This is a genomic window from Mesorhizobium sp. WSM4935 (assembly GCF_029625735.1).
GTDB lineage: Bacteria > Pseudomonadota > Alphaproteobacteria > Rhizobiales > Rhizobiaceae > Mesorhizobium.
The window spans coordinates 517277-542384 of record NZ_JARTVR010000002.1 but is presented as its reverse complement, the minus strand read 5'-3'; the positions used below and the strand labels follow the sequence as shown (position 1 = coordinate 542384).

The 25108-nt window shown below is 63.7% G+C and carries 23 protein-coding genes; 11 read left to right on the top strand and 12 right to left on the bottom strand.

The features are described 5' to 3' along the window. The first annotated feature begins 8 nt into the window (after window positions 1-8). Together P9273_RS06865 and P9273_RS06860 are read left to right on the top strand one after the other, a co-directional pair. Window positions 9-980 carry an ABC transporter substrate-binding protein gene (locus P9273_RS06865; RefSeq protein ID WP_278048206.1) on the top strand — a complete coding sequence of 324 codons (972 nt, stop codon included), beginning with the start codon at window positions 9-11 and terminating at the stop codon, window positions 978-980. A gap of 167 nt (window positions 981-1147) precedes the next feature. Continuing rightward, window positions 1148-1585 carry a CHRD domain-containing protein gene (locus tag P9273_RS06860; RefSeq protein ID WP_278048390.1) on the top strand — a complete coding sequence of 146 codons (438 nt, stop codon included), beginning with the start codon at window positions 1148-1150 and terminating at the stop codon, window positions 1583-1585. Window positions 1586-1816: 231 nt separating this feature from the next. Here P9273_RS06860 and P9273_RS06855 read toward each other — a convergent pair whose 3' ends face one another. The 3 genes from P9273_RS06855 to P9273_RS06845 form a co-directional block, all read right to left on the bottom strand. Then, complete coding sequence (locus P9273_RS06855) at window positions 1817-3466, bottom strand: thiamine pyrophosphate-binding protein (protein ID WP_278048205.1); 1650 nt, start codon at window positions 3464-3466, stop codon at window positions 1817-1819. Beyond that, entirely contained in the window at window positions 3463-4635 is a 1173-nt protein-coding gene (locus tag P9273_RS06850; RefSeq protein WP_278048204.1) for a CaiB/BaiF CoA transferase family protein, read from the bottom strand. Before P9273_RS06850 ends, P9273_RS06855 begins: the two co-directional genes overlap by 4 nt. Window positions 4636-4719: 84 nt before the next feature. Beyond that, on the bottom strand, window positions 4720-5652 hold the full coding sequence (locus P9273_RS06845) for an alpha/beta fold hydrolase (protein ID WP_278048203.1): 933 nt from the start codon (window positions 5650-5652) through the stop codon (window positions 4720-4722). A gap of 244 nt (window positions 5653-5896) precedes the next feature. On the opposite strand from P9273_RS06845, the gene P9273_RS06840 reads away from it, so the two are divergent. Then, a complete protein-coding gene (locus tag P9273_RS06840) occupies window positions 5897-6904 on the top strand; it encodes a ribonuclease T2 family protein (protein ID WP_278048202.1) in 1008 nt (335 codons plus the stop codon). Window positions 6905-6934: 30 nt separating this feature from the next. On the opposite strand, the gene P9273_RS06835 is transcribed toward P9273_RS06840, so the two are convergent. Further along, window positions 6935-8224 (bottom strand): GGDEF domain-containing protein, encoded by a 1290-nt coding sequence (locus P9273_RS06835; protein ID WP_278048201.1) that lies wholly within the window; start codon window positions 8222-8224, stop codon window positions 6935-6937. A 266-nt stretch (window positions 8225-8490) separates the two neighbouring features. Here P9273_RS06835 and ettA point away from each other — a divergent pair, with 266 nt between their 5' ends. The 3 genes from ettA to P9273_RS06820 all read left to right on the top strand — a co-directional run bounded on the left by ettA (window position 8491) and on the right by P9273_RS06820 (window position 12188). Further along, a complete protein-coding gene (ettA, locus tag P9273_RS06830) occupies window positions 8491-10140 on the top strand; it encodes an energy-dependent translational throttle protein EttA (RefSeq protein WP_040995858.1) in 1650 nt (549 codons plus the stop codon). Window positions 10141-10180: 40 nt separating this feature from the next. Beyond that, the gene (gene tam, locus P9273_RS06825) at window positions 10181-10948 is read left to right on the top strand and encodes a trans-aconitate 2-methyltransferase (RefSeq protein WP_278048200.1); all 768 of its coding nucleotides are present in this window, start codon (window positions 10181-10183) and stop codon (window positions 10946-10948) included. Window positions 10949-11066: 118 nt separating this feature from the next. Next, the gene (locus P9273_RS06820; protein WP_278048199.1) at window positions 11067-12188 is read left to right on the top strand and encodes a beta-ketoacyl-ACP synthase III; all 1122 of its coding nucleotides are present in this window, start codon (window positions 11067-11069) and stop codon (window positions 12186-12188) included. Window positions 12189-12195: 7 nt separating this feature from the next. Here P9273_RS06820 and P9273_RS06815 read toward each other — a convergent pair whose 3' ends face one another. Next, window positions 12196-12762 carry a methyltransferase family protein gene (locus tag P9273_RS06815; protein ID WP_278048198.1) on the bottom strand — a complete coding sequence of 189 codons (567 nt, stop codon included), beginning with the start codon at window positions 12760-12762 and terminating at the stop codon, window positions 12196-12198. 183 nt (window positions 12763-12945) lie between these two features. Between P9273_RS06815 and P9273_RS06810 the strand changes: the two genes are divergently transcribed. Beyond that, window positions 12946-13575 (top strand): MOSC domain-containing protein, encoded by a 630-nt coding sequence (locus P9273_RS06810; protein ID WP_278048197.1) that lies wholly within the window; start codon window positions 12946-12948, stop codon window positions 13573-13575. Window positions 13576-13578: 3 nt separating this feature from the next. Here P9273_RS06810 and P9273_RS06805 read toward each other — a convergent pair whose 3' ends face one another. Beyond that, window positions 13579-13893 (bottom strand): DUF2293 domain-containing protein, encoded by a 315-nt coding sequence (locus P9273_RS06805; protein ID WP_278048196.1) that lies wholly within the window; start codon window positions 13891-13893, stop codon window positions 13579-13581. Continuing rightward, window positions 13890-14396, bottom strand: a complete 507-nt coding sequence (tsaA, locus tag P9273_RS06800; protein ID WP_278048389.1) for a tRNA (N6-threonylcarbamoyladenosine(37)-N6)-methyltransferase TrmO — start codon at window positions 14394-14396, stop codon at window positions 13890-13892. Before tsaA ends, P9273_RS06805 begins: the two co-directional genes overlap by 4 nt. Window positions 14397-14537: 141 nt before the next feature. Here tsaA and P9273_RS06795 point away from each other — a divergent pair, with 141 nt between their 5' ends. Continuing rightward, a complete protein-coding gene (locus P9273_RS06795) occupies window positions 14538-15545 on the top strand; it encodes an ArsR/SmtB family transcription factor (RefSeq protein ID WP_278048195.1) in 1008 nt (335 codons plus the stop codon). Further along, on the top strand, window positions 15545-16462 hold the full coding sequence (gene metF / locus P9273_RS06790) for a methylenetetrahydrofolate reductase [NAD(P)H] (RefSeq protein ID WP_278048194.1): 918 nt from the start codon (window positions 15545-15547) through the stop codon (window positions 16460-16462). Before P9273_RS06795 ends, metF begins: the two co-directional genes overlap by 1 nt. Window positions 16463-16872: 410 nt before the next feature. On the opposite strand, the gene P9273_RS06785 is transcribed toward metF, so the two are convergent. Then, the gene (locus P9273_RS06785) at window positions 16873-17793 is read right to left on the bottom strand and encodes a DMT family transporter (RefSeq protein ID WP_278048193.1); all 921 of its coding nucleotides are present in this window, start codon (window positions 17791-17793) and stop codon (window positions 16873-16875) included. Between the two features lie 206 nt (window positions 17794-17999). Between P9273_RS06785 and P9273_RS06780 the strand changes: the two genes are divergently transcribed. Beyond that, window positions 18000-19223 (top strand): alanine racemase, encoded by a 1224-nt coding sequence (locus P9273_RS06780; RefSeq protein ID WP_040995842.1) that lies wholly within the window; start codon window positions 18000-18002, stop codon window positions 19221-19223. Between the two features lie 126 nt (window positions 19224-19349). On the opposite strand, the gene P9273_RS06775 is transcribed toward P9273_RS06780, so the two are convergent. Both P9273_RS06775 and P9273_RS06770 read right to left on the bottom strand, forming a co-directional pair. Continuing rightward, a complete protein-coding gene (locus tag P9273_RS06775; protein ID WP_278048192.1) occupies window positions 19350-20525 on the bottom strand; it encodes a lytic murein transglycosylase in 1176 nt (391 codons plus the stop codon). Window positions 20526-20708: 183 nt separating this feature from the next. Continuing rightward, a complete protein-coding gene (locus P9273_RS06770) occupies window positions 20709-21500 on the bottom strand; it encodes a glycoside hydrolase family 25 protein (RefSeq protein WP_278048191.1) in 792 nt (263 codons plus the stop codon). Window positions 21501-21731: 231 nt separating this feature from the next. Between P9273_RS06770 and P9273_RS06765 the strand changes: the two genes are divergently transcribed. After that, window positions 21732-23117, top strand: a complete 1386-nt coding sequence (locus P9273_RS06765; protein ID WP_278048190.1) for a serine hydrolase domain-containing protein — start codon at window positions 21732-21734, stop codon at window positions 23115-23117. A gap of 6 nt (window positions 23118-23123) precedes the next feature. Here the strand turns inward: P9273_RS06765 and P9273_RS06760 are convergent, their stop codons facing one another. After that, entirely contained in the window at window positions 23124-23789 is a 666-nt protein-coding gene (locus P9273_RS06760) for a class I SAM-dependent methyltransferase (RefSeq protein WP_278048189.1), read from the bottom strand. Further along, window positions 23786-25084, bottom strand: a complete 1299-nt coding sequence (locus tag P9273_RS06755) for a DUF3419 family protein (RefSeq protein WP_278048188.1) — start codon at window positions 25082-25084, stop codon at window positions 23786-23788. The genes P9273_RS06760 and P9273_RS06755 overlap by 4 nt, the downstream gene beginning before the upstream one ends. Between the last annotated feature and the right edge of the window lie 24 nt (window positions 25085-25108).

The following is a 25108-nucleotide window of genomic DNA, read 5'->3' as shown; positions in this document are numbered from 1 at the left end:
GTAAAAACATGAAAAGACTGCTGATTTCCGCATTAGCCGGGGCGATGTCGCTGGCCGCCTTCCAGGCGATGGCCGCCGACAAGGTGACACTGCAACTGAAATGGGTCACGCAGGCCCAGTTCGCCGGCTATTATGTCGCCAAGGCCAAGGGCTTCTATGATGCCGAAGGCCTCGATGTCGAGATCAAGCCGGGCGGCCCGGACATCGCGCCCGAGCAGGTGATCGCCGGCGGCGGCGCCGACGTCATCGTCGACTGGATGGGTGGCGCGCTCGCGGCCCGCGACAAGGGCGTGATGCTCGTCAACATCGCCCAGCCGTTCAAGAAGGCTGGCATGGAACTGGTCTGCCCCAAGAACGGCCCGATCAAGACGGAAGCCGACTTCAAGGGCCACACGCTCGGCGTCTGGTTCTTCGGCAACGAATATCCGTTCTACGCCTGGATGAACAAGATCGGCCTCAAGACCGATGGCGGCCCGGACGGCGTAACCGTGCTCAAGCAGAGCTTTGACGTGCAGCCGCTGATCCAGAAGCAGGCAGACTGCATCTCGGTGATGACCTATAACGAATACGGTCAGGTGCTGGACGCCGGCTACAAGCCGGAGGACCTGATCGTCTTCAACTACTCAGCCATGGGCAACGACCTGTTGGAGGACGGGCTCTACACGCTTGAGGACAAGCTCAAGGATCCGGCCTTCGAGGACAAGATGGTGCGCTTCGTGCGCGCCTCGATGAAGGGCTGGAAATACGCCACGGAGAACACCGACGAGGCAGCCGAGATCGTCGTGGATGCCGGCGGCCAGGACGAGAACCACCAGAAGTTCATGATGAAGGAAGTGGCCAAGCTGATCGACAATGCCGACGGCAAGCTGATCCCGGCCGCTTACGAGCGCACCGCCAAAGCGCTGCTCGACCAGAAGATCATCAGCAAGGAGGCGAGCGGCGCCTACACGACCGCGATCACCGACAAGGCGATCAAGTAAACTCCGCTCTCGACGCGGAAAGTGGAAAGGGGGCGGGCGACCGCCCCCTTTTTCGTGGTCTGCGGTAAAATGTGTGTGTGCCGGGATACTTCCTGCGACCCGGCCGTTAATTGGCGCATCCGTGCGCCGGGGAGCCGCCAAGGATGCTGCAATCAACGGAGGTCTTCATGCGCATCCTATCCGTATCGATGCTTTCGGCTTTGGCCGTTTCGACCGCCTTCCTTCTCGCATCGCCGGCCATGGCCGAGACGATGAAGTTCAAGGCGACGCTCGACGGCAGCCAGCAGAGCCCACCCGTCACCACCAAGGGCAAGGGAACCGCCACATTCACCTTCGACACCACCAGCAAGAAGCTCAGCTGGAACGTCAAATATTCCGGTCTCAGCGGGCCGGCCGTCGCCGCCCACATCCATGGGCCGGCGGATATGGGCGCGAACGCGGACCCGGTCATCCCGTTCAAGAAGCTGAAGAGCCCGATCAAAGGATCGGCGACGCTGACCGACGCGCAGGCGGCCGATCTGGAAGCCGGCAAATACTATGTCAACGTCCACACCGCCAAGAATAAGGACGGCGAGATCCGCGGCCAGATCGAGAAGGCGATGTAGGGTTCGGAAGGGTTGCGGTCGCTTTGGAAGCTGGCGGGACAGCGCCCCCCTCTGTCCTGCCGGACATCTCCCCCACAAGGGGGGAGATTGGCTGTTCCATTGCCTCGCCAATCCTGGAACGCCGGTGATAGGCGAAAGCCGGCGTAATATCTGATCTCCCCCCTCGTGGGGGAAATGGCCGGTAGGCCAGAGGGGGGCGCGAGGGAACTCGACCTATACCGCTTTCGGCACTCAGTTCTTGTTGCGGATCTGCGTCAGCGTGCGGGTTGGGGTGATCGCTTCGGGATCGAGCTTGATCTCGACGATCGCCGGCTTGCCGCTGGCGCGCGCGCGTTCGAAGGCCGGCGCGAAATCGGCGGTTTTTTCCACCATCTCGCCATGGCCGCCATAGGCGCGGGCAAGTGCTGCAAAGTCAGGGTTCTTGAGGTCGGTGGCGACGACGCGGCTCGGATATTCCCGCTCCTGATGCATGCGGATCGTGCCGTAAATGCCGTTGTTGACGACGATCACGATGATTGGCAGGTCATACTGGACAGCCGTCGCGAATTCCTGGCCGTTCATCAGGAAGCAGCCGTCGCCGGCGAAGGCAACCACGGTGCGGTCCGGGAACAATGATTTGGCGGCGACCGCGGCCGGCGTGCCGTAGCCCATCGAACCGGAGGTGGGCGCCGCCTGCGTGCCGTAGCGGCGGTTGCGGTAGAAGCGATGCACCCAGGTGGCGTAGTTGCCGGCGCCATTGGTCAGGATGGCGTCCTCTGGCAGGACCTTCCCCAGATGTTCGATGATCGGGCCCATCTGGACGGCCCCCGGGCCGGTCTGCGGCGGCGTCGACCATTCGAGATAGGCGGCATGCGCCTTTTCCGTTTCGGCCGCCCAGGAAGGCTGGGCCGCAGGCTTGCGCCTGGCGAAAGCCTCGACAAAGGCGGCGGGCGAGGCGTTGATGGCTATCGTCGGCCGATAGACGCGGCCGAGCTCGCCGGCATCGGCATGGACATGCACCAGAGCCTGGTCGGGATAGGGGCTTTTCAGCAGCGTGTAGTCGGAAGACGGCATCTCGCCCAGGCGGCCGCCGATCAAAAGCACGACGTCGGCCTGCTTGATCCGCTCCGCCAGCTTCGGATTGATGCCGATGCCGACATCGCCGGCATAGTTCGCATGAAGATGGTCGAACAGCATCTGGCGGCGGAAGGAGCAGCCGACCGGCAGTGACCAGCCCTCGGCGATCGTGCGCATATACGCCACCGCTTCCTCGTTCCACCGCGTGCCGCCGAGGATGACGAAAGGACGCTTGGCGTTGCTCAGCAACATCTCTAGCGCATCGAGCTCGGCTTCGCCGGGCCGCGTCTCGACCGGCGTGTGCGGCAACGCTTCCGGAGCCTCGACCTCGCTGGTCAGCATGTCTTCCGGCAGCGAGATGACCACCGGGCCCGGGCGGCCGGAGGTTGCCACAGCGAAGGCGCGGGTGACGAATTCAGGGATGCGCGCGGCATCGTCGATCTCGACCACCCATTTGGCGATGTCGCCGAAGAAGCGCTTGTAGTCGACCTCCTGGAAGGCCTCACGCTCCTTGGCGTGGCTGGCGACCTGGCCGATGAACAGGATCATCGGCACCGAATCCTGCATGGCGATGTGGATGCCGGCCGAAGCGTTGGTGGCGCCGGGGCCGCGCGTGACGAAGCAGATGCCGGGCTTGCCGGTGAGCCTCCCCTGGCAATCGGCCATCATCGCGGCACCGCCTTCCTGGCGGCAGACGATGGTGCGGATCGAAGAGTCATGCAGCGCGTCGAGCACCGCCAGATAGGATTCGCCCGGCACGCAGAAGATGCGGTCGGTGCCGTTCGCTTCGAGCGCCTCGACGATCAGTTGTCCGCCGGTCTTCATTTTGATCTCTCCAGTTCGGCAAGGATTTCTTGCGTGTGCTCGCCGAGACGCGGCGAGGGGCGCTCGTAGACGAGCGGCGTGCCCGACATCACCATCGGGGCGCGCACCGAAGGCAGGCGATTGCCATGGCCATCGTCGAGGTCGAGCCGCATGCCGCGCGCGATCGTCTGCGGGTCGGCGAACATCTGGCCGATCGTGTTGATCGGGCTCGCCGGAACGCCCGCTGCCTCGAGTTTCGCCAAAAGCGGATCGCGATCCCAACTGGCGAGGATTTCGACGATCGTCTCGCGCAGCTTCACACGGTTGGCGACACGCGCCGGGTTGGTGGCGAAATCCGGATTGGCGGGAAGATCGGTGAGGCCGACCACCGCGCAGAACTTGCCGAACTGCCCGTCATTGCCGACAGCGAGGATGATATGGCCGTCCCGCACCGGCAGCACTTCGTAAGGGGCGATGTTCATATGCGCATTGCCCATCTGCACCGGCGATTTGCCGGAAACCAGATAGTTGAGGTTCTGGTTGCCGAGCGCGGCGATCTGGCTGTCGAACAGCGCCATGTCGATGTGCTGGCCTTCGCCGGTTTTTTCGGCATGGCGAAGTGCGGCCTGGATGGCGATCACCGAATAGAGACCGGTGAAGAGATCGGAGATGGCGACGCCGGCCTTCTGCGGCTCGCGGCCCGGCTCGCCGGTGATCGACATCATGCCGGCCATGGCCTGGATGATGAAATCATAACCCGCGCGCGGCGCATAGGGACCGTCCTGGCCGAAGCCTGTGATCGAGCAATAGACGAGGCGCGGATTGATCGCCTTCAGGCTTTCGTAGTCGAGGCCGTATTTCTTCAGGCCGCCGAGCTTGAAGTTCTCGATCAGCACGTCGGCGGTGGCGACCAGCTTGCGCAGCGTCTCGGCACCCTCGGGCTTGGAAAAGTCGACGGCGATCGAGCGTTTGCCGCGATTGCAGGAATGGTAATAGGCGGCCGAGAGGTTCTCGCCGTCATGGCTCATGACGAAGGGCGGACCCCATTTGCGGGTATCGTCGCCGCCGTCAGGGCTCTCGACCTTGATGACATCGGCGCCGAGATCGGCGAGCAACTGCCCGGCCCAGGGGCCGGCCAGGATGCGGGCGAGTTCGATAACGCGGATGCCTTTCAGCGGAGGTTCGGCCATGGATCACCGTAATGGGGTCGGAAGCGCAGCCTCTATCAACAGCCGCCGCCCCTGTCACGGCCCTTGCAGTGGGCCACGCCAGGGTCACGATTTGAGCACGCTGTCAGCCCATGCGGCAAAATCGTTCATGATGGTGTCGCGGTTGATCTCGTTCAGGCTTTCGTGGCGGGTGTCGGCGTAAACCTTTGAAACCAGATTCGAAAAGCCCATCGCTCGCATGCGTTTGGTGAGGTGATGGACGGCCTTGCCGTAGTCCGACGCCGGATCCTTCTCGCCGCCGACAAGATTGAGGGGGAGATCGCGCCTGACGCCGGCGAAACTGGAATCCTTGCCGGCGTGCTGCGCCATATTGACGACATCGCGCCACATCGAGATGGAGGCATCCCAGCCACAAAGCGGATCCGCGACATATTTGTCGACCTCGACGGGATCGCGCGACAGCCAGTCGAACAGGGTGCGGTGATTGGGCACCGCCTTGCCCCAGGCCTGGAAAGTGAGCCTGGGCAGAAGGCGCGACGGCACGTCGGAGCCCAGCCGCATCCTCTCCCAGCCGAGGATGAGCAGCGCCAACTGGCCGAGCAGGCCTTGCGAGAAATTGCCGTTCCAGATCGCGGCGGCATGGATGCGTTCGGAATGTCGCAGCACGAAGTTGAGCGCTACCGAGGCGCCGAGCGAATGTCCAAAAGCGATGACCGGCAGCCCCGGATGCTCCGTCGCGATCAGGTCGTGGACCGCATCGACATCGGCGATCACCTTGGCGATGCCGTCGCTGTCGGCGAATTTGCCGGGCGGCGCTCCGGGCGCCTTCGTTGCACCGTGGCCCCGATGATCGTGGGCGTAGATGTGGAAACCTCTTTGGCTGAGGAAATCGGCAAAGCGGGCATAACGCGCCGCATGCTCGGCCAGGCCATGGTTGATCTGGACCACGGCGCGGGGATTTCCGGCGGCTTGTTTCACATAGAGGTTGAGCTCGGCTCCGGTCGGTGAAGCCAGGCTGATCTTTCTGTCGAATGGCATGTCTCGCTCCCTCGGCGACTGTTGGGCGAGGGTTCTGCCGGCGTCAAGTGGAGGCGCGCGCTTGCCGACACGCCATGCCGGCAAACCGTCGCCGCTCCACGGCGATCGGCAGCTTGCGAACACACCGATGGGCTGTTCAGCTGGGGATTGTTTTTTCGCGCGGCGAAAAAGATCGCAATTCTGACACGTCGGCTGTTCTAGTGTGACGAATCCAATACGGATCAATGATCGCCGGGAGAGCGGGATGCGGGTTTGGGCGTTGTGGGGTTCGATGGTGCTGGCTTTCGCCGGTTCCGGGGTGGCGCATGCCGACGTGAAGATGAGCGGGACTTTCGTGGCCGACAGCGCCTGTCCGGCGACGCAGGCCATCAAGAGCGGCAAGAACCCCGGCAACATCTCCACCGAAGCCGGGAAGAGCTACGACCTTCTTGCCGGCAACAAGGACGAGCCCACCCATTATCTCATCCAGGTGCCCGGAGCCGATCCGGAGCGGCGCTGGGTGAAGATCAGTTGCGGTCATGTCAGCGGCGGCAGCGCGGCTACCGCCCCAGCGCTTTCCGGCCAGACAAAGCCGTCGTCAGCCTCCGGAAAACCCGAATATGTCTTCGCGCTGAGCTGGCAGCCGGCTTTCTGCGAGACCAAGGCAAGCAAGCCCGAATGCAAGGCGCAGAGCCCCAGCGAGTTCGACGCTTCGCATTTTACGCTGCATGGACTGTGGCCGCAGCCGAACGGCAATTTCTATTGCCAGGTGTCGGCGAGCGACAAGGCCAATGACAATCCGGCGCATTGGGGAGACCTGCCGCCGGTCGATCTCGATGCCAGCACGCGCGCCGAGCTCGACCAGGTGATGCCGGGCACGGCCTCCAAGCTCGATCGTCACGAATGGATCAAGCACGGTACCTGCTACGGCAAGAGCCAGCAGGAGTATTTTTCAGACGCGCTCAACCTGATGCGCGCGGTGAACGGCTCGGCGGTGCGCGATCTCTTCAACAAGAACATCGGCAAGCAATTGACCTCGGACCAGATCCGCAGCGCTTTCGACCAGGCCTTCGGCGCCGGCGCGGGCGACCGTGTGCGCGTGTCCTGTCTGGTCGACCCGTCGAGCGGCAGGCGCATGATCGGCGAATTGACGCTCGGCCTGTCCGGGCCGATCGGCCCGGACAGCAAGCTCGCCGATCTCCTGATGGCGTCCGCGCCGACAGCCAAGGCCGGTTGCCCGAAGGGCACGGTGGACGCGATCGGCTTCCAGTAAGCGGGAGTTCTTCGGTCCGTCGCTCTTTTGTCAGGCTGATCTTTTGTCAGGCTGGCCGGGGGCCTGCAGGATGATGGCCTCGCTGCCGGGCTCGCCGACCACGCGATCTCGGCCGCTCAACTTGGCTCTGTAGAGGCGCTGGTCGGCCAGCGCGAAAATGTCGGCGAGGCAGCGCGTCGTCTCGCTGACGGTGGAGACGCCGGCGCTGACGGTGATGTTGAAGCGATTGGTGTGCGCCGAGGTCTTGGTAGCGTTCCTGATGGTCTCTCCGAGCAGCCTAGCTGGCGCGTGAGGCTGTTGCGTCAACACGGCGAATTCCTCTCCGCCGATCCGGAACACCTGATCGCCTCCGCCGACCGTCTCGGCCAACAGGACAGCCATCGACTTCAACACCTTGTCGCCCTCGGCATGGCCGAAGCGGTCGTTGATCGACTTGAAATGGTCGACATCGACGATGAGCAGGCTGAGCGGCTTGCCATTCCTGATGGCGGCTGAGACCCAGGACTCGCCATCGGCATCGAAACTGCCGCGATGCAGCAGGCCGGTGAGGCCATCGCGGCCGACATGCTTGATCAGCGCTTCATAGCGCTCGCGATAGGTGAGGGTGTCGAAAATGTCGGAGAGGCCGCGCGGCACGGCGACATCGTTGTCCTCGACCCATTTGAGATAGGCGACGAGCATTCCGCTGTAGGCAAATGCGGCGCCCATCTTGGCGAACCAGCCGCCGAAGAAAACCTCGATCGGCGCGCCGGCAACGAAATGCAGCGCGGTGAAGAAGCCGGCCTGATCGAAGGTGAGCACGCAGGCGACCGATATGAGGATGCGCATGAACGGCCTCGCGCGCAGATAGGCGCCGAGCTTCTCGTAGAGGAGGATGATCAGGATTGCGTCCACGAAGAGCAATGTGGTGCCCCAGACCATCAGCCAGCCCATCTCGTCGATGAAGGCAATATCGGGGAGCTTGCCGCTTGGAAGTGGAGCGATCGCGTGCAGGCGCAGGACCAGCACCAGCCCGATCATCACGGCGTTGCCAAGCAGCAGGCCGTAGATCGGCTGGCGGACGGTCGCTGCGTCCTCCTTCATGTAAAGCAGGAGCAGCAACACCAATTTGCCGGAGAACAGCACAGCCGAGCCGGGGGAAACCATGCCGAACGGCAGCGCTACATAGAAGACGCTGGCGAGATAGGTTTCGAGGAAGTGCATGACGCCGACGGCGCAGACGAACACGCCGAGCCCTATGCGGCGCCGGAAGCGGAAGAGCGCGGCCATAGCGCCAAAATAGAGAATTGCTTCGGCAAGGAGCAGGGCAGCGTTCAGCACCACGTCGTATCCGATCTTTCCCGAAATCGCGCCTTCACGCGATTTGCCATTACCTCATCGTTTTGACGGCGAATGGTTAAGCGCTGCTTTCCTCGGTCAGGGCAGCGTGGCGAAAAGATCGCTGCCGGTAACCTTGCTCGGGCCCGGTGAAAGCTTCGGGACATGATCGCCCCATGCCGAAAGCGATTGCCGTTCGGCGCTTCATCGCCTACATAGCGCGCAAACCCCCATCAACCTTGACACTTCAGTTTCCAGGGAAAGCGCGCGTGGCTCGCCAGTTCATCTATCACATGTCCGGCCTTTCGAAGGCCTACGGCACCAAGAAGGTGCTCGATAACATTCACCTGTCCTTCTATCCGGATGCCAAGATCGGCATTCTCGGCCCCAACGGCTCGGGCAAGTCGACCATCCTGCGCATCATGGCCGGGCTCGACAAGGAGTTCCAGGGCGAGGCGTGGCTGGCGGAGGGCGCGACCGTCGGTTACCTGGCGCAGGAGCCGCAGCTCGACGCGAGCAAGACCGTGCGCGAAAACGTCATGGACGGCGTCGCCAGGAAGACGGCCATCATCGAACGCTACAACGAGCTGATGATGAATTATTCCGACGAGACGGCCGACGAGTCGGCCAAGCTCCAGGACGAGATGGACCGCCTCAACCTTTGGGATCTCGAACAGCAGGTCGAGATGGCGATGGACGCGCTGCAGTGCCCGCCGCCCGACTCCGAAGTGACCAACCTGTCGGGCGGCGAGCGCCGCCGCGTGGCGCTGTGCCGGCTCCTGCTCGAACAGCCCGACCTCTTGCTGCTCGACGAACCGACCAACCATCTCGACGCCGAGACCACGCAGTGGCTGGAAAAGCACCTGCGCGACTATCCGGGCTCAGTGCTGATCATCACCCACGACCGCTACTTCCTCGACAATGTCACCGGCTGGATCCTCGAGCTCGATCGCGGCCGCGGCATTCCTTACGAGGGCAACTACACCAAATATCTCGACGCCAAGGCCAAGCGCCTGATCCAGGAAGGGCGCGAGGATGATGCCCGCCAGAAGGCGATCTGGCGCGAGCGCGAGTGGATCCAGTCCTCGCCCAAGGCGCGCCAGACCAAGTCAAAGGCGCGTATCAAGGCCTATGAGGAACTGGTCGAGCAGTCGCAGAACCGCAAGCCGACCGACACGCAGATCGTCATCCCGTCGAGCGAGCGCCTCGGCAATGTCGTCATCGAGGTCGAAGGCCTCAACAAGGGCTTTGGCGATGAGCTTCTGATCGAGAACCTGTCGTTCAAGCTGCCGCCAGGCGGCATCGTCGGCGTCATCGGTCCGAACGGCGCCGGCAAGACGACGCTGTTCAAGATGATCACAGGCCAGGAAACGCCGGATGCCGGCTCGATCCGCAAGGGCGAGACGGTGCGGCTCGGTTATGTCGACCAGAGCCGCGACGCGCTCGACCCGAACAAGACGGTGTGGGAAGAGATCTCCGGCGGCGCCGAGGTCATCAAGCTCGGCAAGCACGAGGTCAACAGCCGTGCCTACTGCTCGTCCTTCAACTTCCGTGGCGGCGACCAGCAGCAGAAGGTCGGCAACCTGTCAGGCGGCCAGCGCAACCGCGTCCACCTGGCCAAGATGCTGAAGGGCGGCGGCAATGTGCTGCTGCTCGACGAGCCGACCAACGACCTCGACACCGAAACGCTGGGCGCGCTGGAAGATGCGCTGGAAGCCTATGCCGGCTGCGCCGTCATCATCAGCCACGACCGCATGTTCCTCGACCGCATGGCCACCCACATGCTCGCCTTCGAGGGCGACGCGCATGTCGAATGGTTCGAGGGCAATTTCGAGGAATATGAGAAGGACAAGCTGCGGCGCCTGGGCGCCGAGGCGGCGACCCCGCACCGCATGACGCACAAGCGGCTGACGCGGTAGCATCGGTCCGGAAGGGCGGCGAACAGGGAGAGGTTCTCACATGGCTGACTGGTCCGCCGCCCAATATCTGAAGTTCGAGGACGAGCGCACGCGTCCCGCGCGCGATCTCGTGGCGCAGGTGCCGGTCGATTTTCCGCGCCGCGTTGTCGATATCGGCTGCGGTCCGGGCAACTCCACCGCGCTTCTGGTCGAGCGCTGGCCGGATGCTCAAGTGAGCGGCTTCGACACCTCGCCCGACATGATCGAGAAGGCGCGGGCGCGGCTGCCCAATGTCAATTTCGAATTGGCGGACGCCGCCGGATGGCAGCCCGAGCATCCCGTCGATGTCATCTTCGCCAATGCAGTCTTTCAGTGGCTGCCGGATCATCCGGCGGTGTTCCAGCGGCTGATGGCGCTTCTCGCGCCGGGCGGCGCCTTGGCCATCCAGATGCCGGACAATCTCAGCGAAGCCTCGCACCAGCTGATGCGCGAGACCGCTGCGGAAGTGTCGTTTGCGGCCAAGCTCAAGGGTGCGGCGCGCGGGCCGCTGCCGCCGGTGTCCTTCTACTACGATCTGTTGTCGCCGCTCGCCGACCGGCTCGACATCTGGCACACCATCTACAATCATCCGCTCGCCGATGCCGAAGCGATCGTCGAATGGGTCAAGTCCACGGGGTTGAAGCCTTTCCTCGATCCGCTCGACGCGGGTGAGAAGAAGGTGTTCCTCGACAATTACACGGCAAAGATCGCCGAGGCCTATCCGAAGACGGCGAACGGCAAGGTGCTGTTGCGCTTTCCGCGCATCTTCATCGTCGCCAAGCGCGCTTGAGCACCCACCACCTGGATGGCAGCGGCGGTTGTCGAATTAAGCTGGAATAAACCGGGCAAATGCGACAAGTGTAGCGCCTCGCCTCGGCACAACTTGCCGCCCCTCGGACGGATTGGACATGCATCGCGTCATCATCAGCGGCATCGGCGCCGAAATCCCTGAACCCGTCATCACCAATGAGGAGCTGGTCGCAAGCTTCAACAGCTGGGTCGACACCGAGAATGCGCGCCGGGCCGACACCGGCGAGCCGCTGCTGCAGAAATCGGACAGCGACTTCATCGTGCACGCATCGGGCGTGAAGAGCCGCCATGTCATCGAGCGCGAAGGCATCCTCGACCCGACCCGCATGTCGCCACGCATTCCGGCGCGGCCGGACGACGCGCTGTCATTGGAGGCGGAGTTCGGCATCGCCTCGGCCAGGAAGGCGCTTGCCCATGCCGGCGTCGATGGGGCGGACATCGACCTGGTGATCTGCTCGGCCTCGCACCACCAGCGGCCCTATCCGGCCATCGCCATCGAGATGCAGCAGGCGCTGGGCACCAAGGGCGCCGGCTTCGACATGGGGCTTGGCTGCTCTTCCGCGGCGGCGGCGCTGCATGTCGCGGTCAACCTGGTGAGGGCAGGGGCGCATAAGCGCATCCTGGTGTCGACGCCGGAGATCATCACCGGCCATCTCAATTTCCGCGACAGGCAGACGCATTTCATCTTCGGCGACGCCTCGGTCGCGATGGTCGTCGAGGGACTGGCGCAAGGCGAGAAGCGGCCGGGGCGTTTCGAGGTGCTCGACACGCGCATCTGGACGCAGATGTCGAACAACATCCGCACCAATCTCGGCTACCATACGCGCACGGCCCAGGACGATCCCTATATGATCAACCTGGAAGGCAATCTCATCAAGCAGATCGGCAACAAGGTGTTCAAGGAAGTCACCGTCGCCGGGCAGAAATTCATCGTTGAATTCCTGGCCGAGCACGGGCTGACGCCGGAAGGCATCCGCCGCTTCTGGCTGCATCAGGCCAATGCGCGTATGAATGCGATGATCCTGAAACTGTCCTTCGGCCACGATGTCGACCATGACCGCGCGCCGATGGTGCTCGAGCGGTTGGGCAATACCGCCGGCGCCGGCGCGATCGTGGCGCTGTCGGAGAACCATGCCGACATGAAGGCCGGCGATTTTGGGCTGATCTGCGCCTTCGGCGCCGGCTATTCGATCGGCGGCGCGTTGCTGAGAATGCTGTAGTCGGCGATCACACCGGGGCGAAAGGCACCAGCATCGGCACGCGCCTGGCGTAGTCGTCATACGCTGCGCCGAGCTCGCCGCGCAGGAAACTCTCTTCCAGCCTCGCCTTGACGACCACTCCGACGAGAAGCAGGGCGGCGCCGGCGATGCCCCAGACCGTACCCTTGACCGCCATGGTCGCGAGCACGGAAAGCAGCAGTCCGGTGTAGATCGGGTGACGGACGAGGCCATAGGGGCCGGTATCGACCACGCGATGATCGGCCTTGGCGGTGACGTTGGCCGACCACAGCCGGCCGAGATGGAGGCGCGCCCACCAGGCGAAGGCGATGCCGATGGCGATCAGGGCAACGCAGATCCACGCGTCGGTAAGCGTTGGCATCCAGAGACGCAGCCTGCCGACATAGCCGTGCGCGGGCACGAACATCAACACCGTGCCGGCCAGCCAGAGGACGCGATAGCGCGCCTCCGATTTGAGATCGGCGCGCTTTTGCGCAGGGTCGGCCCAGGCAGCGGCAAGCATCCAGGATACCACCCAGAACAGCCAGAGCGCCGCGACGGCGTGTCCAACCTGCATGATCGAGCCTCCTCCCGATTTTGGCGCGCGACCGTCTATGCCGCCGGCACGGCAGCATTGCGGCTTGCGTCGGACGGCGAAAGGATTCGCGGGTAAGAAGATCGTGATCGCCATCAAACGGTGTGATCGGATCATCAGCGCTTTCGACTGGACCGCATTCTTCCGCACCTTTAGACCAGCGGCATGCAGGAAACGAACCTGGATCTTTTTCCCGTAGCGGAACCGACGGTCGACATCGTGCCGGGCCGCAAGCTGACGGCAAAGGCAGCGGCGCTCTATGCCGCTCCGCACGATCATTTCGAGACGCGGGCGGTCGAGGAACTGCGGCTTGGCTTCGACGGGATCGCCGGCGACTTCCATGGCGGAACAACGCGGCGTTCCGGCGGACGCGAGCCCTGGTATCCGCGCGGCACCGAAATGCGCAACGAGCGGCAATTATCGCTTGTCGCGACGGACGAGCTCGCCATCATCGCTCAACGCATGGGGCTCGAAGAAATCAAGCCGGAATGGATCGGCGCCAATCTTGTAATCGAAGGCGTGCCGCATCTGTCCATGCTGCCGGCCGGCTCGCTGATGTTCTTCAAAGGTGGCGTGACGCTCAAGGTCGACGGCCAGAACAAGCCGTGCCGCGTTGCCGGGCAATCGATCGCCGAGCATGTCGGCGCCGCGGATCTCGACGCCACCGCGCTGCTCTTTCCCAAGGAGGCGAAACGGCTGCGCGGCCTTGTCGCCTGGGTCGAGAAGCCGGGCGTCATTCGCGCCGGCGAAGAGATTTCCGTGCGGGTGCCGGAGCAGTGGATCTATCCTGCCTGATGCTCACTCGTCCTCGTCGTCCTCCTGAAGGAGGCGTGTAGCGCGCCAGCGGGTCAGCACCGCATTGGTCTGCTCGATGACGAAGAAGCGCGCCGAATCCCGGTCATAGCCCTCGGCAAGGAGCTTTTCGTAATCGGTGTGAGCGTGGCGGACATGGGCAATGGTTGCCAGCCACACCGCGATGGTCGGCGGCAGGGTCTTCATGTGCACGGCGCCGGCGTCGGCGCGGATCTTTTCCATGTCGGCGTAAGGTGCGAGCGGCAACAGCGCAGTCAGCGCCTTGGCGATGGCGCGGCGTCGGCCAGTGGGGGCGCTCATTTCTCGTCGCGCCCGGCAATCGTCGCTTCGGGGAAGGCATCCGTGGAAGCATAATAAGGCTTGATGTCGATGACCGGTGTGCCGTCCAGCACATCGATGGCGTCGATCCCGATCCGGCCGGCCTCGATGTCTAGGGCGACGAGCTTCGCCGCATGCAGGCCGACAGGGTTCGGCCGCGCAGGGGAGCGCAGAGAGAAAACGCCCTTCGGTTCAGCCGCATGGCGCGGTTTCTGCACAATCAGATTCCGCGGCGCATGATGGAGCCAGGACAAGATGACGACATGGCTGGCGCGTTCCAGGTTCTGCAGTCCCGGGCGATAGGGCTCGTCGATCAGGACTGTCGCGCCTTTCCCGGCTTCCCGGGCGGCGCGTATATTCTTGGGACAATCCTCGCGGCTGGTCCACGGCGAAACGATGCGGCCGATGAAGACGACATGGCTGTCCGGCCGCAGCTTTGCCGGATCGGCTGCAAGGAGCGTTTCGCCTTCGCGCGTCTCGAACATCTTCTGCATCCCCCCGCAAGAACCGTCTGCCAGGCGCGGATCACGGCTGCGCCATTTTCTTGTCCGGAAGCGACATAGCGCTTGCCAGGGATTTAAAATCGACATAAACATATCTTTATATCTTTCAACGAGAGCCCGCTCATGCATGTCTCGCTCGACACAATGGTAGATACATTGAAGGCGGCGGCCGAATCCAGCCGGCTGCGCATCCTGGTGCTGCTGTCGCGCGGCGATCTCACCGTCTCCGACCTTACCGAGATCCTTGGACAGTCGCAGCCGCGCGTGTCGCGGCATCTGAAGCTGCTGCTCGATGCCGGGCTGATCGGCCGCTACCAGGAAGGGTCCTGGGCCTTCTTCCGGCTGACCGATACGGATAATTCGCGCGATTTCGTGCAGCGCCTGGTCTCCGGCATAAGCGAGGCCGATCCGCAGGTGGTGCGCGACCTCGAGCGGCTGGCGGCGGTGAAGCGCAAAAGGCAGGACCGGGCCGCCGAGTATTTCTCCGAGAACGCCGCGAGCTGGGATCATATCCGCTCGCTGCATGTGCCGGACCGCGCGGTGGAAGCGGCGCTCATCAGGCTCGTCGGCAAGCGGCCCTTTCAGTCGATGCTCGATCTCGGCACCGGCACCGGCAGGCTGCTCGAAATCTTCGCGCCGCTCTACCGCCGCGGCGTCGGCATCGACATGTCGCGCGAGATGCTGACCGTGGCGCGCGCCAATCTCGACAAGGCCGGCATCGCCAACGCGCAGGTGCGCCAGGGCGACATCTTCTCGCCGCCGGTCGAGCGCAATGCCTTCGATCTCGTCACCATCCATCAGGTGCTGCACTATCTCGACGATCCTGCCCGCGCCATCGCCGAAGCGGCGCGGCTGCTGCGGCCATCGGGCAGGCTGATCGTCGTCGACTTCGCGCCCCATAATCTCGAATTTCTGCGCGATCAGCACGCCCATATGCGGCTGGGCTTCTCCGACCGGCAAATGTCGGAATGGTTCGCCGAGGCAGGCCTCGACCTCGAGGACAGCCAGGAGTTCGAGCCGCGCGGCGGCAGCGAGGCAAGGCTCACCGTCAAGCTTTGGCTCGGCCGCGACCGCCGCCTGCTGATCGCCGATCCGTCCAACGACGCACTTCCAGCAAGGGAAACAGCCTGATGAACCAGTTCCGCTTTTCCCGCCGCCCCGACATTGGCGACAAGGTCCGGGTCTCGTTCGAATTCTTCCCGCCCAAGACCGACGAGATGGAAGCAAGGCTCTGGGACACGGTCACAAGGCTGGAGCCGCTCAAGCCGAAATTCGTCTCGGTGACTTATGGCGCCGGCGGCTCGACCCGCGAGCGCACGGCGCGCACTGTCAAGCGCATCCTCAACGAGACGTCGCTGACGCCGGCGGCGCATATGACCTGCGTCGACGCCGCGAGGGATCAGGTCGACGCAGTTATCCGCGAATTCGCCGACATCGGCGTCAAACGTTTCGTCGCCTTGCGCGGCGATCCGGCTGCCGGTGTGGGCACCAGCTACCGTCCGCATCCCGACGGTTATGCCAACGGCGCCGAACTGGTCGGGGCGCTGAAAAGCGTCGGCGATTTCGACATCTCGGTCTCGGCCTATCCGGAAAAGCATCCGGAAAGCCCGGATTTCGCCACCGACATCGACATGCTGAAGCGCAAGGTCGACAATGGCGCGACGCGCGCGATCACCCAGTTCTTCTTCGACAACGATCTCTATGAGCGGTATGTCGAGCGGGCGCGTCGCGCCGGCATCTATATCCCGATCGTGCCGGGCATCCTGCCGGTGCATAATTTCACCCAGGTCGCCAATTTCTCGTCGCGTTGCGGCGCGCTGGTGCCGGCATGGCTCGCCGAGCGTTTCGAAGGGCTGGAGAACGATCCGCAGACCCATGCGCTGGTGGCCTCGGCCGTGGCGGCCGAGCAGGTGCTCGATCTTGTCGAGCGCGGCGTCGGCGATTTCCATTTCTACACGATGAACCGTGCCGACCTCGTCTTTGCGGTCTGCCACATGATCGGCATCCGCTCGCACGAGGCGGAGGCGGCCGGCTCTGCCGCGGCTTGAGCCGAAACTGTAACGCGTGAGCTAAAGCTAACGGAAGTCAGGATCTGCAAAGGAAAAGGCCGGGTGAAACCCGGCCTTTTCGAACTGTTTTGGACTAGTCTCGGTGCTTAGTCTTCCCGGCTTTGGCGGGTCAGGGAAGAACACCCATGATAAGGGCACCGATGAATGCGAATGCGGCACAAATCATCAAAGCGTTGATCGGCCTCGTCAGTCCCATGCCATAGCCTCCTCTTCAGAGCTATGGCCGGAGTCTAGGGTCATTTGTGCCACAGGCAAGCGGAAAACGTGCTGCAATGCGACATGATTGTCAAATCTGCGACCTGGAATCTGCCGTTAGCCGTTGAAACTCTTCGGCAAAAGCCGGCTTCGCGGTTGTGAATAAATTGTGGCGGCGGCGTGGCATGACACCGCTACCATTTGCCGAACAATCGCCCGTCGATGGTGATCAGGCCGAGTCCGATCAGCGTCATGCCGCCGATCTCGAACAGCGCCAGCCGCTCGCCGAGGAAGAGGAAGCCGAGCAGCACTGCGCTGACCGGCACGATCAGGGTGACCAGCGAGGCATTGGTGGCGCCGGCCGAGGCGACGAGATTGAAATAAAGGATATAGGCGAAGGCGGTGGAGAGCAGCGCCAGTCCCAGCACCGCGGCCCAGACCGGCGACGAGGCCGAGAACAGGCCCGTCGCGCCGTAGGCAATTAGCACGATGGGGATCATGATGATGGTCGAAGCGGTCAGCTGCCCGGTGGCGAGGACCGGCGAGGGCACGCCCTTGAAGCGGCGCGCGATCATCAAGGCGATCGCATAGGACACCGAGGCGCCGATCAGCGCGAACTTGGCCCAGACCGGGCCGCCGAGGCCGGCAATAAGGCCCGGGCCGATCATCACCGCTGTGCCGGCAACGCCGAGCGCGATGCCGGCCAGCTTGTTCCAGGATAGCTTCTCGTCGGTCGTAAGCGCGTTGGCCAGGACCAGCGTCCAGAACGGCGTCGTGGCGTTGAGCACCGAGGCGACGCCGGCGCCGAGCTGCGTCTGGCCGGCGAAGATCAGCGAGAAGGGCACGACATTGTTGGTGAGCGCCAGCAGGAAGAACAGGGCGGCATGCGGGAAGGCGAGCCGGAATGAGGGGCCGCGGACCGCCAGATAGAGCTGGAGTGCGATCGCGGCGATGGCGACGCGAAACAGCACCAGCGCCAGCGGATGGATTTCCGACACGGCGATCCGCGCAAAGAAGAACGAGCCGCCCCAGATCGCGCCGAGCAAGAGAAGCTGCGCCCAATCCTTGAGCGTCATCGGTCCGCGCGTCGGCGCGGCGCCGGCTACAGTGGACATGTCCTGTTCCTCCCCGGGGCGATCGCAGTCCCAGCCGTCACACCAACCGGTATCGTGTTCGCAGGCAAGGGCCACCCGAAACCTGACTGCTGGTTTAGCGTCGGAAAAATGTGCCGCCGACCGCTCCGGGGCGCCAGACACAGAACTGTTTTCTTTGGCGGCTAGCTAGGATTAATTGTGCGCGCTCCAGCCCCGAGGATTCGTCCATGCAGCGATTCGAAAATGCCCGTGATGCGGCACTGGCGCTTCGTCCCGACGATCCGGTCTATTGTTTCCGCCCGCAGGTGCTGAAGGCGGATGCCCTGCAGTTCATGGGCATGTTTCCCGGCAAGACGGCCTACGCTGTGAAGACCAATGGCGAGCAGATCGTTCTGAAGACGCTGGTGGAAGCCGGCGTCAGCACCTTCGACGTCGCGTCGCCCGGCGAGTTCGCCGCCGTACGCGCGGTCTCGGCGGATGCCGAGATGCTTTATATGCACCCGGTCAAGGCGCAGTCCGATATCAAGCTGGCGCTTGAGAAATACAGCATCCGGGTGATCTCGCTCGACCACGAGGACGAGATCACCAAGCTGACGCGGGTGGTGCGTGCACTCGATATCGACCCGGGTGCCGTCACTGTCTTCGTGCGCATCCAGACCAAGGGCCATGCGGCTTACGAATTGTCGAAGAAATTCGGCGCCGGGCCGGCCAATGCGGTCGAGCTTGCCGAGCGCCTGAACCGCACCGGCTACAAAGTTGGCCTCTGCTTTCATGTAGGCAGCCAGATCGAGGATCCGGACACTTACGAGCGGGCGCTGGCCTCGGCCGACTGGGTGCGCAACCGTCTGACCTTCGATATTGCCGGGCTCGATGTCGGCGGCGGTTTTCCGGCCGAATATGGCCACGATCCCAACCGCAAGCAGGTCGAGATGCCCTCGCTCGGCCAGCTTATGTCGCGGCTTGCCGGCGACATGAAAGAATACCAGTTCGACCAGATGCCGCTGGTGGCCGAGCCCGGCCGCGTGATCGTGGCGCGCTGCCTTTCCCTGATCGTTCGCGTCCTGCTGCGCAAGGGTAAGCGGCTCTACATCAATGACGGCATCTGGGCCTCGCTGTCGGATTCATGGACCGGCAAGATCACGCTGCCGGCCCGCTTCATCCCCGATCCCGCGATCCGCACGCGCAACGGCGACGAGAAGACGATCGTGCCGTTCAAGGTCTGCGGCGCGACATGCGATTCCGTCGACATCCTGTCCAGGCCGTTCTGGCTACCGGAAACGGTCGACACCGGCGACTGGATCGAGATCGGCCATATCGGCGCCTACTCGCTGTCGCTGAGGACCCGCTTCAACGGCTTCTTCCCCGACACATTCGTCGAGGTGACGACGCCGTTCGACGAAGGCGATGCGCCGCAGGGGTTCGCGAGTTTGGAGACGATGGCGGCGGATTAGGCAGTAGGCAGTGGGGATTAGGCAGTAGCCATAAGGGCATTTACAGCCTGTAGCTCTAACTCGATCTTCTCTACTGCCTACTGCCTACTGCCTACTGCCTACTGCCTACTGCCTACTGCCTACTGCCTACAACTTAGCCAACAACTCCGGCGTCGGCCAGCCATCCACCGGCAACCCGAGCCGCGTCTGCTCCTTGCGGACCGCCTCGCGCGTGTTGGTGCCGAGGATGCCGTCGACCGTGCCGACGTCGTAGCCCTTGGCTTCGAGCTTGGTCTGCAGAGCTTTCATTTGGTCGCCGTTGAGGCCGGGCTCGGGCGTACGCGGATCGAATTGCGGCGCGCCGGCAAGGCGCGTGGCAAGCACGGCCGCCGTCAGCGCGTAGGTGAAGGACTGGTTCCATTCCAGATAGACGTCGAAATTGTCGTAGGTCAGGAAGGCCGGACCCTTACGGCCCATCGGCAGCGCCAGGCCGGCTTTCAACCCATTGTCGATAAGCGGATTGCCGTTCGGTTCGGTAACGCCCCATTGCGCCCATTGCGACAGCGGCAGCTTGTTGGTGCGGCCGGTCTGGTCCCATGGCATCTCGTCGGGGACGCGCACTTCCTGGACCCAGGGTTCGTCGCGCTTCCAGCCGCGCGACATGATCTTGTTGGCCGTCGTCATGATGACGTCCGGCACGCTGTTCCTGAGATCCACTTTGCCGTCGCCATCGCCATCGACGCCCTTGGCGAGATAATCGGTCGGCAGGATCTGCGTCTGGCCGATCTCGCCGGCCCAGGCGCCTTTGACGTCGGCCGGCAGCACGCCGCGGTCGATCAAGGTGAGCAGTGGTATCAATTGCTGCCGGAAGAGTTGGGGGCGGCGGCAATCATGCGAAAGCGTCACCAGCGCATTCAGCGTGTGGAAATCGCCCTGCACGGCGCCGAAATCGGTCTCCAGCCCCCAAAAGGCGGCGATGATGGCCGGCTGGACGCCGAACTCCTTGTCGGCCCGGGCGAAGACATCGGCATATTTCTTCAGATTGGCCGCGCCCTGCTTCAGGCGATAGGCCGAGATCATGCGGTTGGCGAATTCGGTGAAGGTCTGGGTGAAGACGCCCTGGGCGCGGTCGCGCGCCAGTGCCCGCTCGTCGATGGTGGCGTCCTCCAGCGCGTCAAGTCCGACAGCGCCGACGCCGGCCGCCTTGGCTTCGGCCGCGACGCCCTGTTTCCATGCCTCGAAATCGCCGCCGCATTCCTGTGCCGCGGCGGGTAGCGCCAATGCGACGAAGAGCGCCGCCAGGATTTCAACGCGCAATCGCATCGCTTTCCTTTCGAGACCGGCGCATGATCCCATCGTGATCCGGACCGGGATCGGACAGGCGCATGCGAGGATTTCAAAGTTCGGGAGCCGCGCCAGGCACTTATACGAGCGCGCCGCTCCGGATTACCAGCGGTTGCATGTTCTGCCGCCCGCCGTGTCGAAAAGCAGGCGGGGGATCGGTTGTCAACGGGTGTTCTGCCGTAGCCACTTCTTCCAGGCGGCTTCCGAGCCGTTGAAGACGTTGATGTCGGACTTGCCGGTCATGCCGGGCACGATGCCGGTTCCGGTGTACTGCCAGAAGGTGAAAGGATGGCTGCCGTATTTTTCACGCGGATGCCCGGCGACGGAGCGCAGCCAATAGGAATAGCCGCGAAAGCTCGCCAGCTGGTTGTCGTCGAAGAAGTCGACCGATGTGTAGATGATCGGCTTCTTGCCGTAATGGCGCTCGACCATTTGCAGGAAAACGCTCATTTCGCTGCGCACGGTGGCCGGATCGGGGCGCAGCCTGCAGGTCGGCGACTTCGGATTCCATTCCATGTCGAGCACCGGCGGCATCGCCGACGGGTCGTTCGGGACATTGGCGATGAACCAGCGCGCCTGGACTTCCGCCGGCGTGCAGAAATAGAAGAAATGATAGGCGGCGCGTGGAATTCCGGCAGCCTTGGTGCGCGCCCAGTGCTCGTTGAAATAGTCGTCGAAACGGTCGCCGCCTTCCGTCGCCTTGATGAACGCGAAGGAGATGCCGCTGGCCTTGGCGGTCGGCCAGTCGACCGAGGTCTGATATTTGGAAACATCCGTGCCGTGGATGGCGTAGGTCCATGGCGCGCCGCTGTCCCATTCGTGCGGCTTGGAGTCCTCGAATTTGGGTGCGCGCACGGCAACCGTCTGCGCGGACGGCGGCAGTGGAGAAAGATCGTCGACGGTCGAGCAGGCGCCCAGTAGCGTCAGCATCAGAATGGCCGCAAGACGGCGCATGATACTCCCCGAGCCGGGTTCAGCCGGCCGCTGATGGGTCTTTGCAGATGGCCGTTGCTTGCGCAGGCCCCCCGGACGGCCGCCCCACAGGACCGCCCCAACTGCTCAGTAGATCGCCGAACATGGTTGATAATCCATTGACGGCGCTCGACAACGCCGATGATTTTGCGGAAGCAATGGCGGCAAATCGATGACATAGATCATGCCGGCGAATCCAAAAGGCGGGGAAAGATGCGGGCTGTCGTGAAGTTCATCAAGTGGCTGCTTGGTCTTGTGGTGCTGGCGGTGGCGGCACTCTTCGCCTGGCTGTATTTCGCCCCGCCCGAGCTGATCCGCGTCGGCTCCGGTTATTCGGCCAAGATCGTCTGCTCGAATGTCTTCATCGCCGGCCGCGATGCCAAAGAAGTCCTGGCCGCCGACGTGCAGGCGCCCGGCCATCCGTTGCTCAAGCTGATGAAGGTCTCCGTCGACAAGGAGAGGGGACTGGTTTCGGCAGGCCTGCTCTGGGTTTTCGGCAAGAGCGTTGCGGTGGAGCGCGACGGCGTCGGTTGCGCCTCGGTTCCGGATGGCGACACCGGCACCGCGCGGCAGACGTCGCTGCACGCCGCGCGGTCGGCCGCGGCGCAGCCCGATGCGCTCTGGCCCGAAGGCGAGCGGGTGGATGCTTCGCAGAACCCCGAGGTCGCAAAGATCGTCGACGATGCCGCCATGGCCGGCGTTGGCATGCGCGCCATCGTGGTGGTGAAAAACGGCCGCGTCGTCGCGGAGCGCTACGGCGAGGGCTTTTCAGCCAGGACGCCGCTGCTCGGCTGGTCGATGACCAAGACGGTGAATGCCGCGATCGTCGGCACGCTGGTCAAGAACGGCAAGCTGGCGCTCGACAATAAGGACCTTTTTGCGCCGTGGAAGGCCGACGGTCGCGCCGCCATCAGCCTTGCCGACATGATGGCGATGTCGAGCGGACTGGCGTTCAACGAAGATTATGGCGACGTCGCCGACGTGACGCGCATGCTCTATCTCGAGCCGGACATGGCGAGGTTTGCCGAGGGCCAACCGCTGACCGGTGAGGTGGGAAAAGTGTTTTCCTATTCGAGCGGCACGGCGGTGATGCTGTCGCGGCTGTGGCAGGACGCCATCGGCGACAAGGCGAAGGCGCTGGCATGGCCGCGCACGGCGCTGTTCGAGCCGCTCGGCATGCACAGCGCGGTGCTCGAAACCGACGAGCGGGGCACCTTCGTCGGCTCGTCCTATCTCTACGCCACGGCGCATGACTGGGGGCGCTTCGGCCAGTTTCTGCTGCAGGGCGGGACCTGGAACGGCAACCAGATCCTGCCTGCCGGTTTCGTCGACTGGATGCGCGAGCCGGCGCCGGCCTCGAAGGTCTACGGCAAGGGACAGGTCTGGATCGAAGGGCCGGGCGATGAGGAAAATCCCGGCGCGGGCGCCGCTGCAGGCCTGCCCAAGGACACCTACTGGATGGAGGGCCATGACGGCCAGACGGTGGCGATCATTCCGTCGGAGCAGCTGGTGGTGGTGCGGCTTGGGCTGACGCCGGGCAAGTTCGGCTATCGGCCACAGAGGATGGTTGGCGCGCTGGTGAAGGCGCTGCACCAGTAGCGCTTGCTATTTGGAAGATCCGATCACGCCGAGATATGCATAGCCGCGATAAAGCGTTCTGAAACGGAAGGTTGCGCCGGCGCGCTGCGATTCCGATTCAAGGACGTCACGCAGCGTGGCGCGCGGTGTGACGTGGAATTTCCGCAGCCAGCCGCGCAACAGGGGGCGGAACCAGCGCGGCAGGCCTTCCTGCTGGCCGAAATCGACGACATGCAGCGAACCGCCAGGGGCGAGCGCGGCAAGGGCGGCCGACACGGTCCTTTCCCAGCCGGGTATCATCGACAGCGAATAGGAGACGAAGACGCGGTCGAAGCGTTCGATGCCGAAGAGAGCCCTGGCGTCGAAATCGGTGGCGTCGCCACGCGCCAGGCTGACCTTGCCGGACAGACCTTCGCGGGCGATGGCGGAGCTCGCCGTCTCCAGCATCTCGGCCGAGATGTCGAGCCCGAAGAAACGGGCCTCCGGATAGCGGCGGGCGGCAAGCACGATGTTGCGGCCGGTGCCGCAGCCGAGCTCGAGCACGGTGCCGCCTTGCGGCACGTCCAGCCCGTCGATCAGCCGGTCGCGGCCGAGCAGGTAGTATTTGCGGGTCAGGTCGTAGATATGGCGCTGCCAGCGATAGACGCCGTCCATCAGTTCGGCATGATTGGCCGGCAGCTCGGTCGTGCTCATGCGGCGCGCTTCACATAGAGGTGGAAGCCGCCATAGATCGCCGAGCGGTCTTTTGCCGAGAATTCGCGCGAGGCGTCGGCCTCGTAGGTCCATTGGTCGAGCAGCGAACTGGAGACACGGCCGGGCAGGAGGCTTGGTTCGGCAGCGGTGCGGAAGATGACGCGGGCGCCCGACGAAGCCGTGCGGGTGATCTCGGTCCACAGCGCGTTGAGCAAGTCGTCGGTCATCCAGTCCTGCGCGTCGAGCAGGACGAAGCGGTCGACGCTGCCCGCATCCTTGGCGGCCAGGAACTTGATCAGGTTGGCGTGGTGGATGGCGACGCGATCGATGTTGTCGCGGATCGTCTTATAGTTGCGCTGTTCCAGGTAGGCAGGCAGCGCCGCCTCGCCGGGTTGGGGATAGCGGCGGGCAAAGGCCTGCCAGGCGAAGTAATTGTTCTTCAGCGGGAAATCGCAGGCGAGCTTTTCCAACCGTGCCTTCAAGACGCTCGCCATCGAGCCGTCGCCGGACGTGATCAGCGAATCGTACTGCGCCGGGGGAATGCCGAGGCCGAACAGCGAAGCCTTGCGCGAGGTCGCCCAGCGCAGGAGCTTCTTGTCGAAAACCGGCGCCAGTTCCTCGTTGAAGAAGCGGCGCTGCTCGCCGATATTCTCGGCCTTCATGATGCCGGCCGGATCGACGCCGAACAGTTTGGCGACGCGATGGCCCATGGCGATGAAGAGACCGAGCAGTCCGGTCTGGTAGAAGTTGCGGTCGAAGACCGAGATGCGGCGGCGGCCGCGCCAGTTGCGGCGCTCCCAATAATGGCGGCTGACCGGATCGAGATGCGGCGCGATGAAGCGATCATAGGCATCCGAATTGTGGCTGGTGCCGGCGGCGCCGAAGAAGCGGAACAGGTCGCCTTGCGACGGCAGGTGGCGCACCGCCTCCAGCTTCATGCGGTTCAGCGCGATGTGCGCGGCGTTGAGGTCGACGGCGTCGATCCTGGCCGGCGAGCGGGTGAGGTAGGCCAGGATGTTGCAGCCGCCCGAGGCGATCGTGACCACCCGATGACCGGCGCCAAGCTGCATGGCGTCCATGTCGACATCGGGGTCTTCCCAGATTTGCGGGTAGACGAGGCCGGAGAACAGGAAGGCGAAGAGCCGCTCGGAAATGCCGTCCTTCGACAATGCGCGATTCTGGTAGACCGCCTTTCCGACTTCCTTGCCTCGACGGTAAACGAGTTCTCCGGATACGTCCGACATGGAAAGGTGATTCCCCGTTTGCGTTGGCGCAAGCGGGTAGCGCAGCGTCATGACAGGCAGGTGACAGCCTGTTGA

Excerpts from the sequence above, each read along its gene's own strand:
- P9273_RS06865 (WP_278048206.1), top strand. The coding sequence starts at position 9 with ATGAAAAGACTGCTGATTTCCGCATTAGCCGGGGCGATGTCGCTGGCC.
- P9273_RS06860 (WP_278048390.1), top strand. The coding sequence starts at position 1,148 with ATGCGCATCCTATCCGTATCGATGCTTTCGGCTTTGGCCGTTTCGACC.
- P9273_RS06855 (WP_278048205.1), bottom strand. The coding sequence starts at position 3,466 with ATGAAGACCGGCGGACAACTGATCGTCGAGGCGCTCGAAGCGAACGGC.
- P9273_RS06850 (WP_278048204.1), bottom strand. The coding sequence starts at position 4,635 with ATGGCCGAACCTCCGCTGAAAGGCATCCGCGTTATCGAACTCGCCCGC.
- P9273_RS06845 (WP_278048203.1), bottom strand. The coding sequence starts at position 5,652 with ATGCCATTCGACAGAAAGATCAGCCTGGCTTCACCGACCGGAGCCGAG.
- P9273_RS06840 (WP_278048202.1), top strand. The coding sequence starts at position 5,897 with ATGCGGGTTTGGGCGTTGTGGGGTTCGATGGTGCTGGCTTTCGCCGGT.
- tam (WP_278048200.1), top strand. The coding sequence starts at position 10,181 with ATGGCTGACTGGTCCGCCGCCCAATATCTGAAGTTCGAGGACGAGCGC.
- P9273_RS06820 (WP_278048199.1), top strand. The coding sequence starts at position 11,067 with ATGCATCGCGTCATCATCAGCGGCATCGGCGCCGAAATCCCTGAACCC.
- P9273_RS06815 (WP_278048198.1), bottom strand. The coding sequence starts at position 12,762 with ATGCAGGTTGGACACGCCGTCGCGGCGCTCTGGCTGTTCTGGGTGGTA.
- P9273_RS06810 (WP_278048197.1), top strand. The coding sequence starts at position 12,946 with ATGCAGGAAACGAACCTGGATCTTTTTCCCGTAGCGGAACCGACGGTC.
- P9273_RS06805 (WP_278048196.1), bottom strand. The coding sequence starts at position 13,893 with ATGAGCGCCCCCACTGGCCGACGCCGCGCCATCGCCAAGGCGCTGACT.
- tsaA (WP_278048389.1), bottom strand. The coding sequence starts at position 14,396 with ATGTTCGAGACGCGCGAAGGCGAAACGCTCCTTGCAGCCGATCCGGCA.
- P9273_RS06795 (WP_278048195.1), top strand. The coding sequence starts at position 14,538 with ATGCATGTCTCGCTCGACACAATGGTAGATACATTGAAGGCGGCGGCC.
- metF (WP_278048194.1), top strand. The coding sequence starts at position 15,545 with ATGAACCAGTTCCGCTTTTCCCGCCGCCCCGACATTGGCGACAAGGTC.
- P9273_RS06785 (WP_278048193.1), bottom strand. The coding sequence starts at position 17,793 with ATGTCCACTGTAGCCGGCGCCGCGCCGACGCGCGGACCGATGACGCTC.
- P9273_RS06780 (WP_040995842.1), top strand. The coding sequence starts at position 18,000 with ATGCAGCGATTCGAAAATGCCCGTGATGCGGCACTGGCGCTTCGTCCC.
- P9273_RS06775 (WP_278048192.1), bottom strand. The coding sequence starts at position 20,525 with ATGCGATTGCGCGTTGAAATCCTGGCGGCGCTCTTCGTCGCATTGGCG.
- P9273_RS06770 (WP_278048191.1), bottom strand. The coding sequence starts at position 21,500 with ATGCGCCGTCTTGCGGCCATTCTGATGCTGACGCTACTGGGCGCCTGC.
- P9273_RS06765 (WP_278048190.1), top strand. The coding sequence starts at position 21,732 with ATGCGGGCTGTCGTGAAGTTCATCAAGTGGCTGCTTGGTCTTGTGGTG.
- P9273_RS06760 (WP_278048189.1), bottom strand. The coding sequence starts at position 23,789 with ATGAGCACGACCGAGCTGCCGGCCAATCATGCCGAACTGATGGACGGC.
- P9273_RS06755 (WP_278048188.1), bottom strand. The coding sequence starts at position 25,084 with ATGACGCTGCGCTACCCGCTTGCGCCAACGCAAACGGGGAATCACCTT.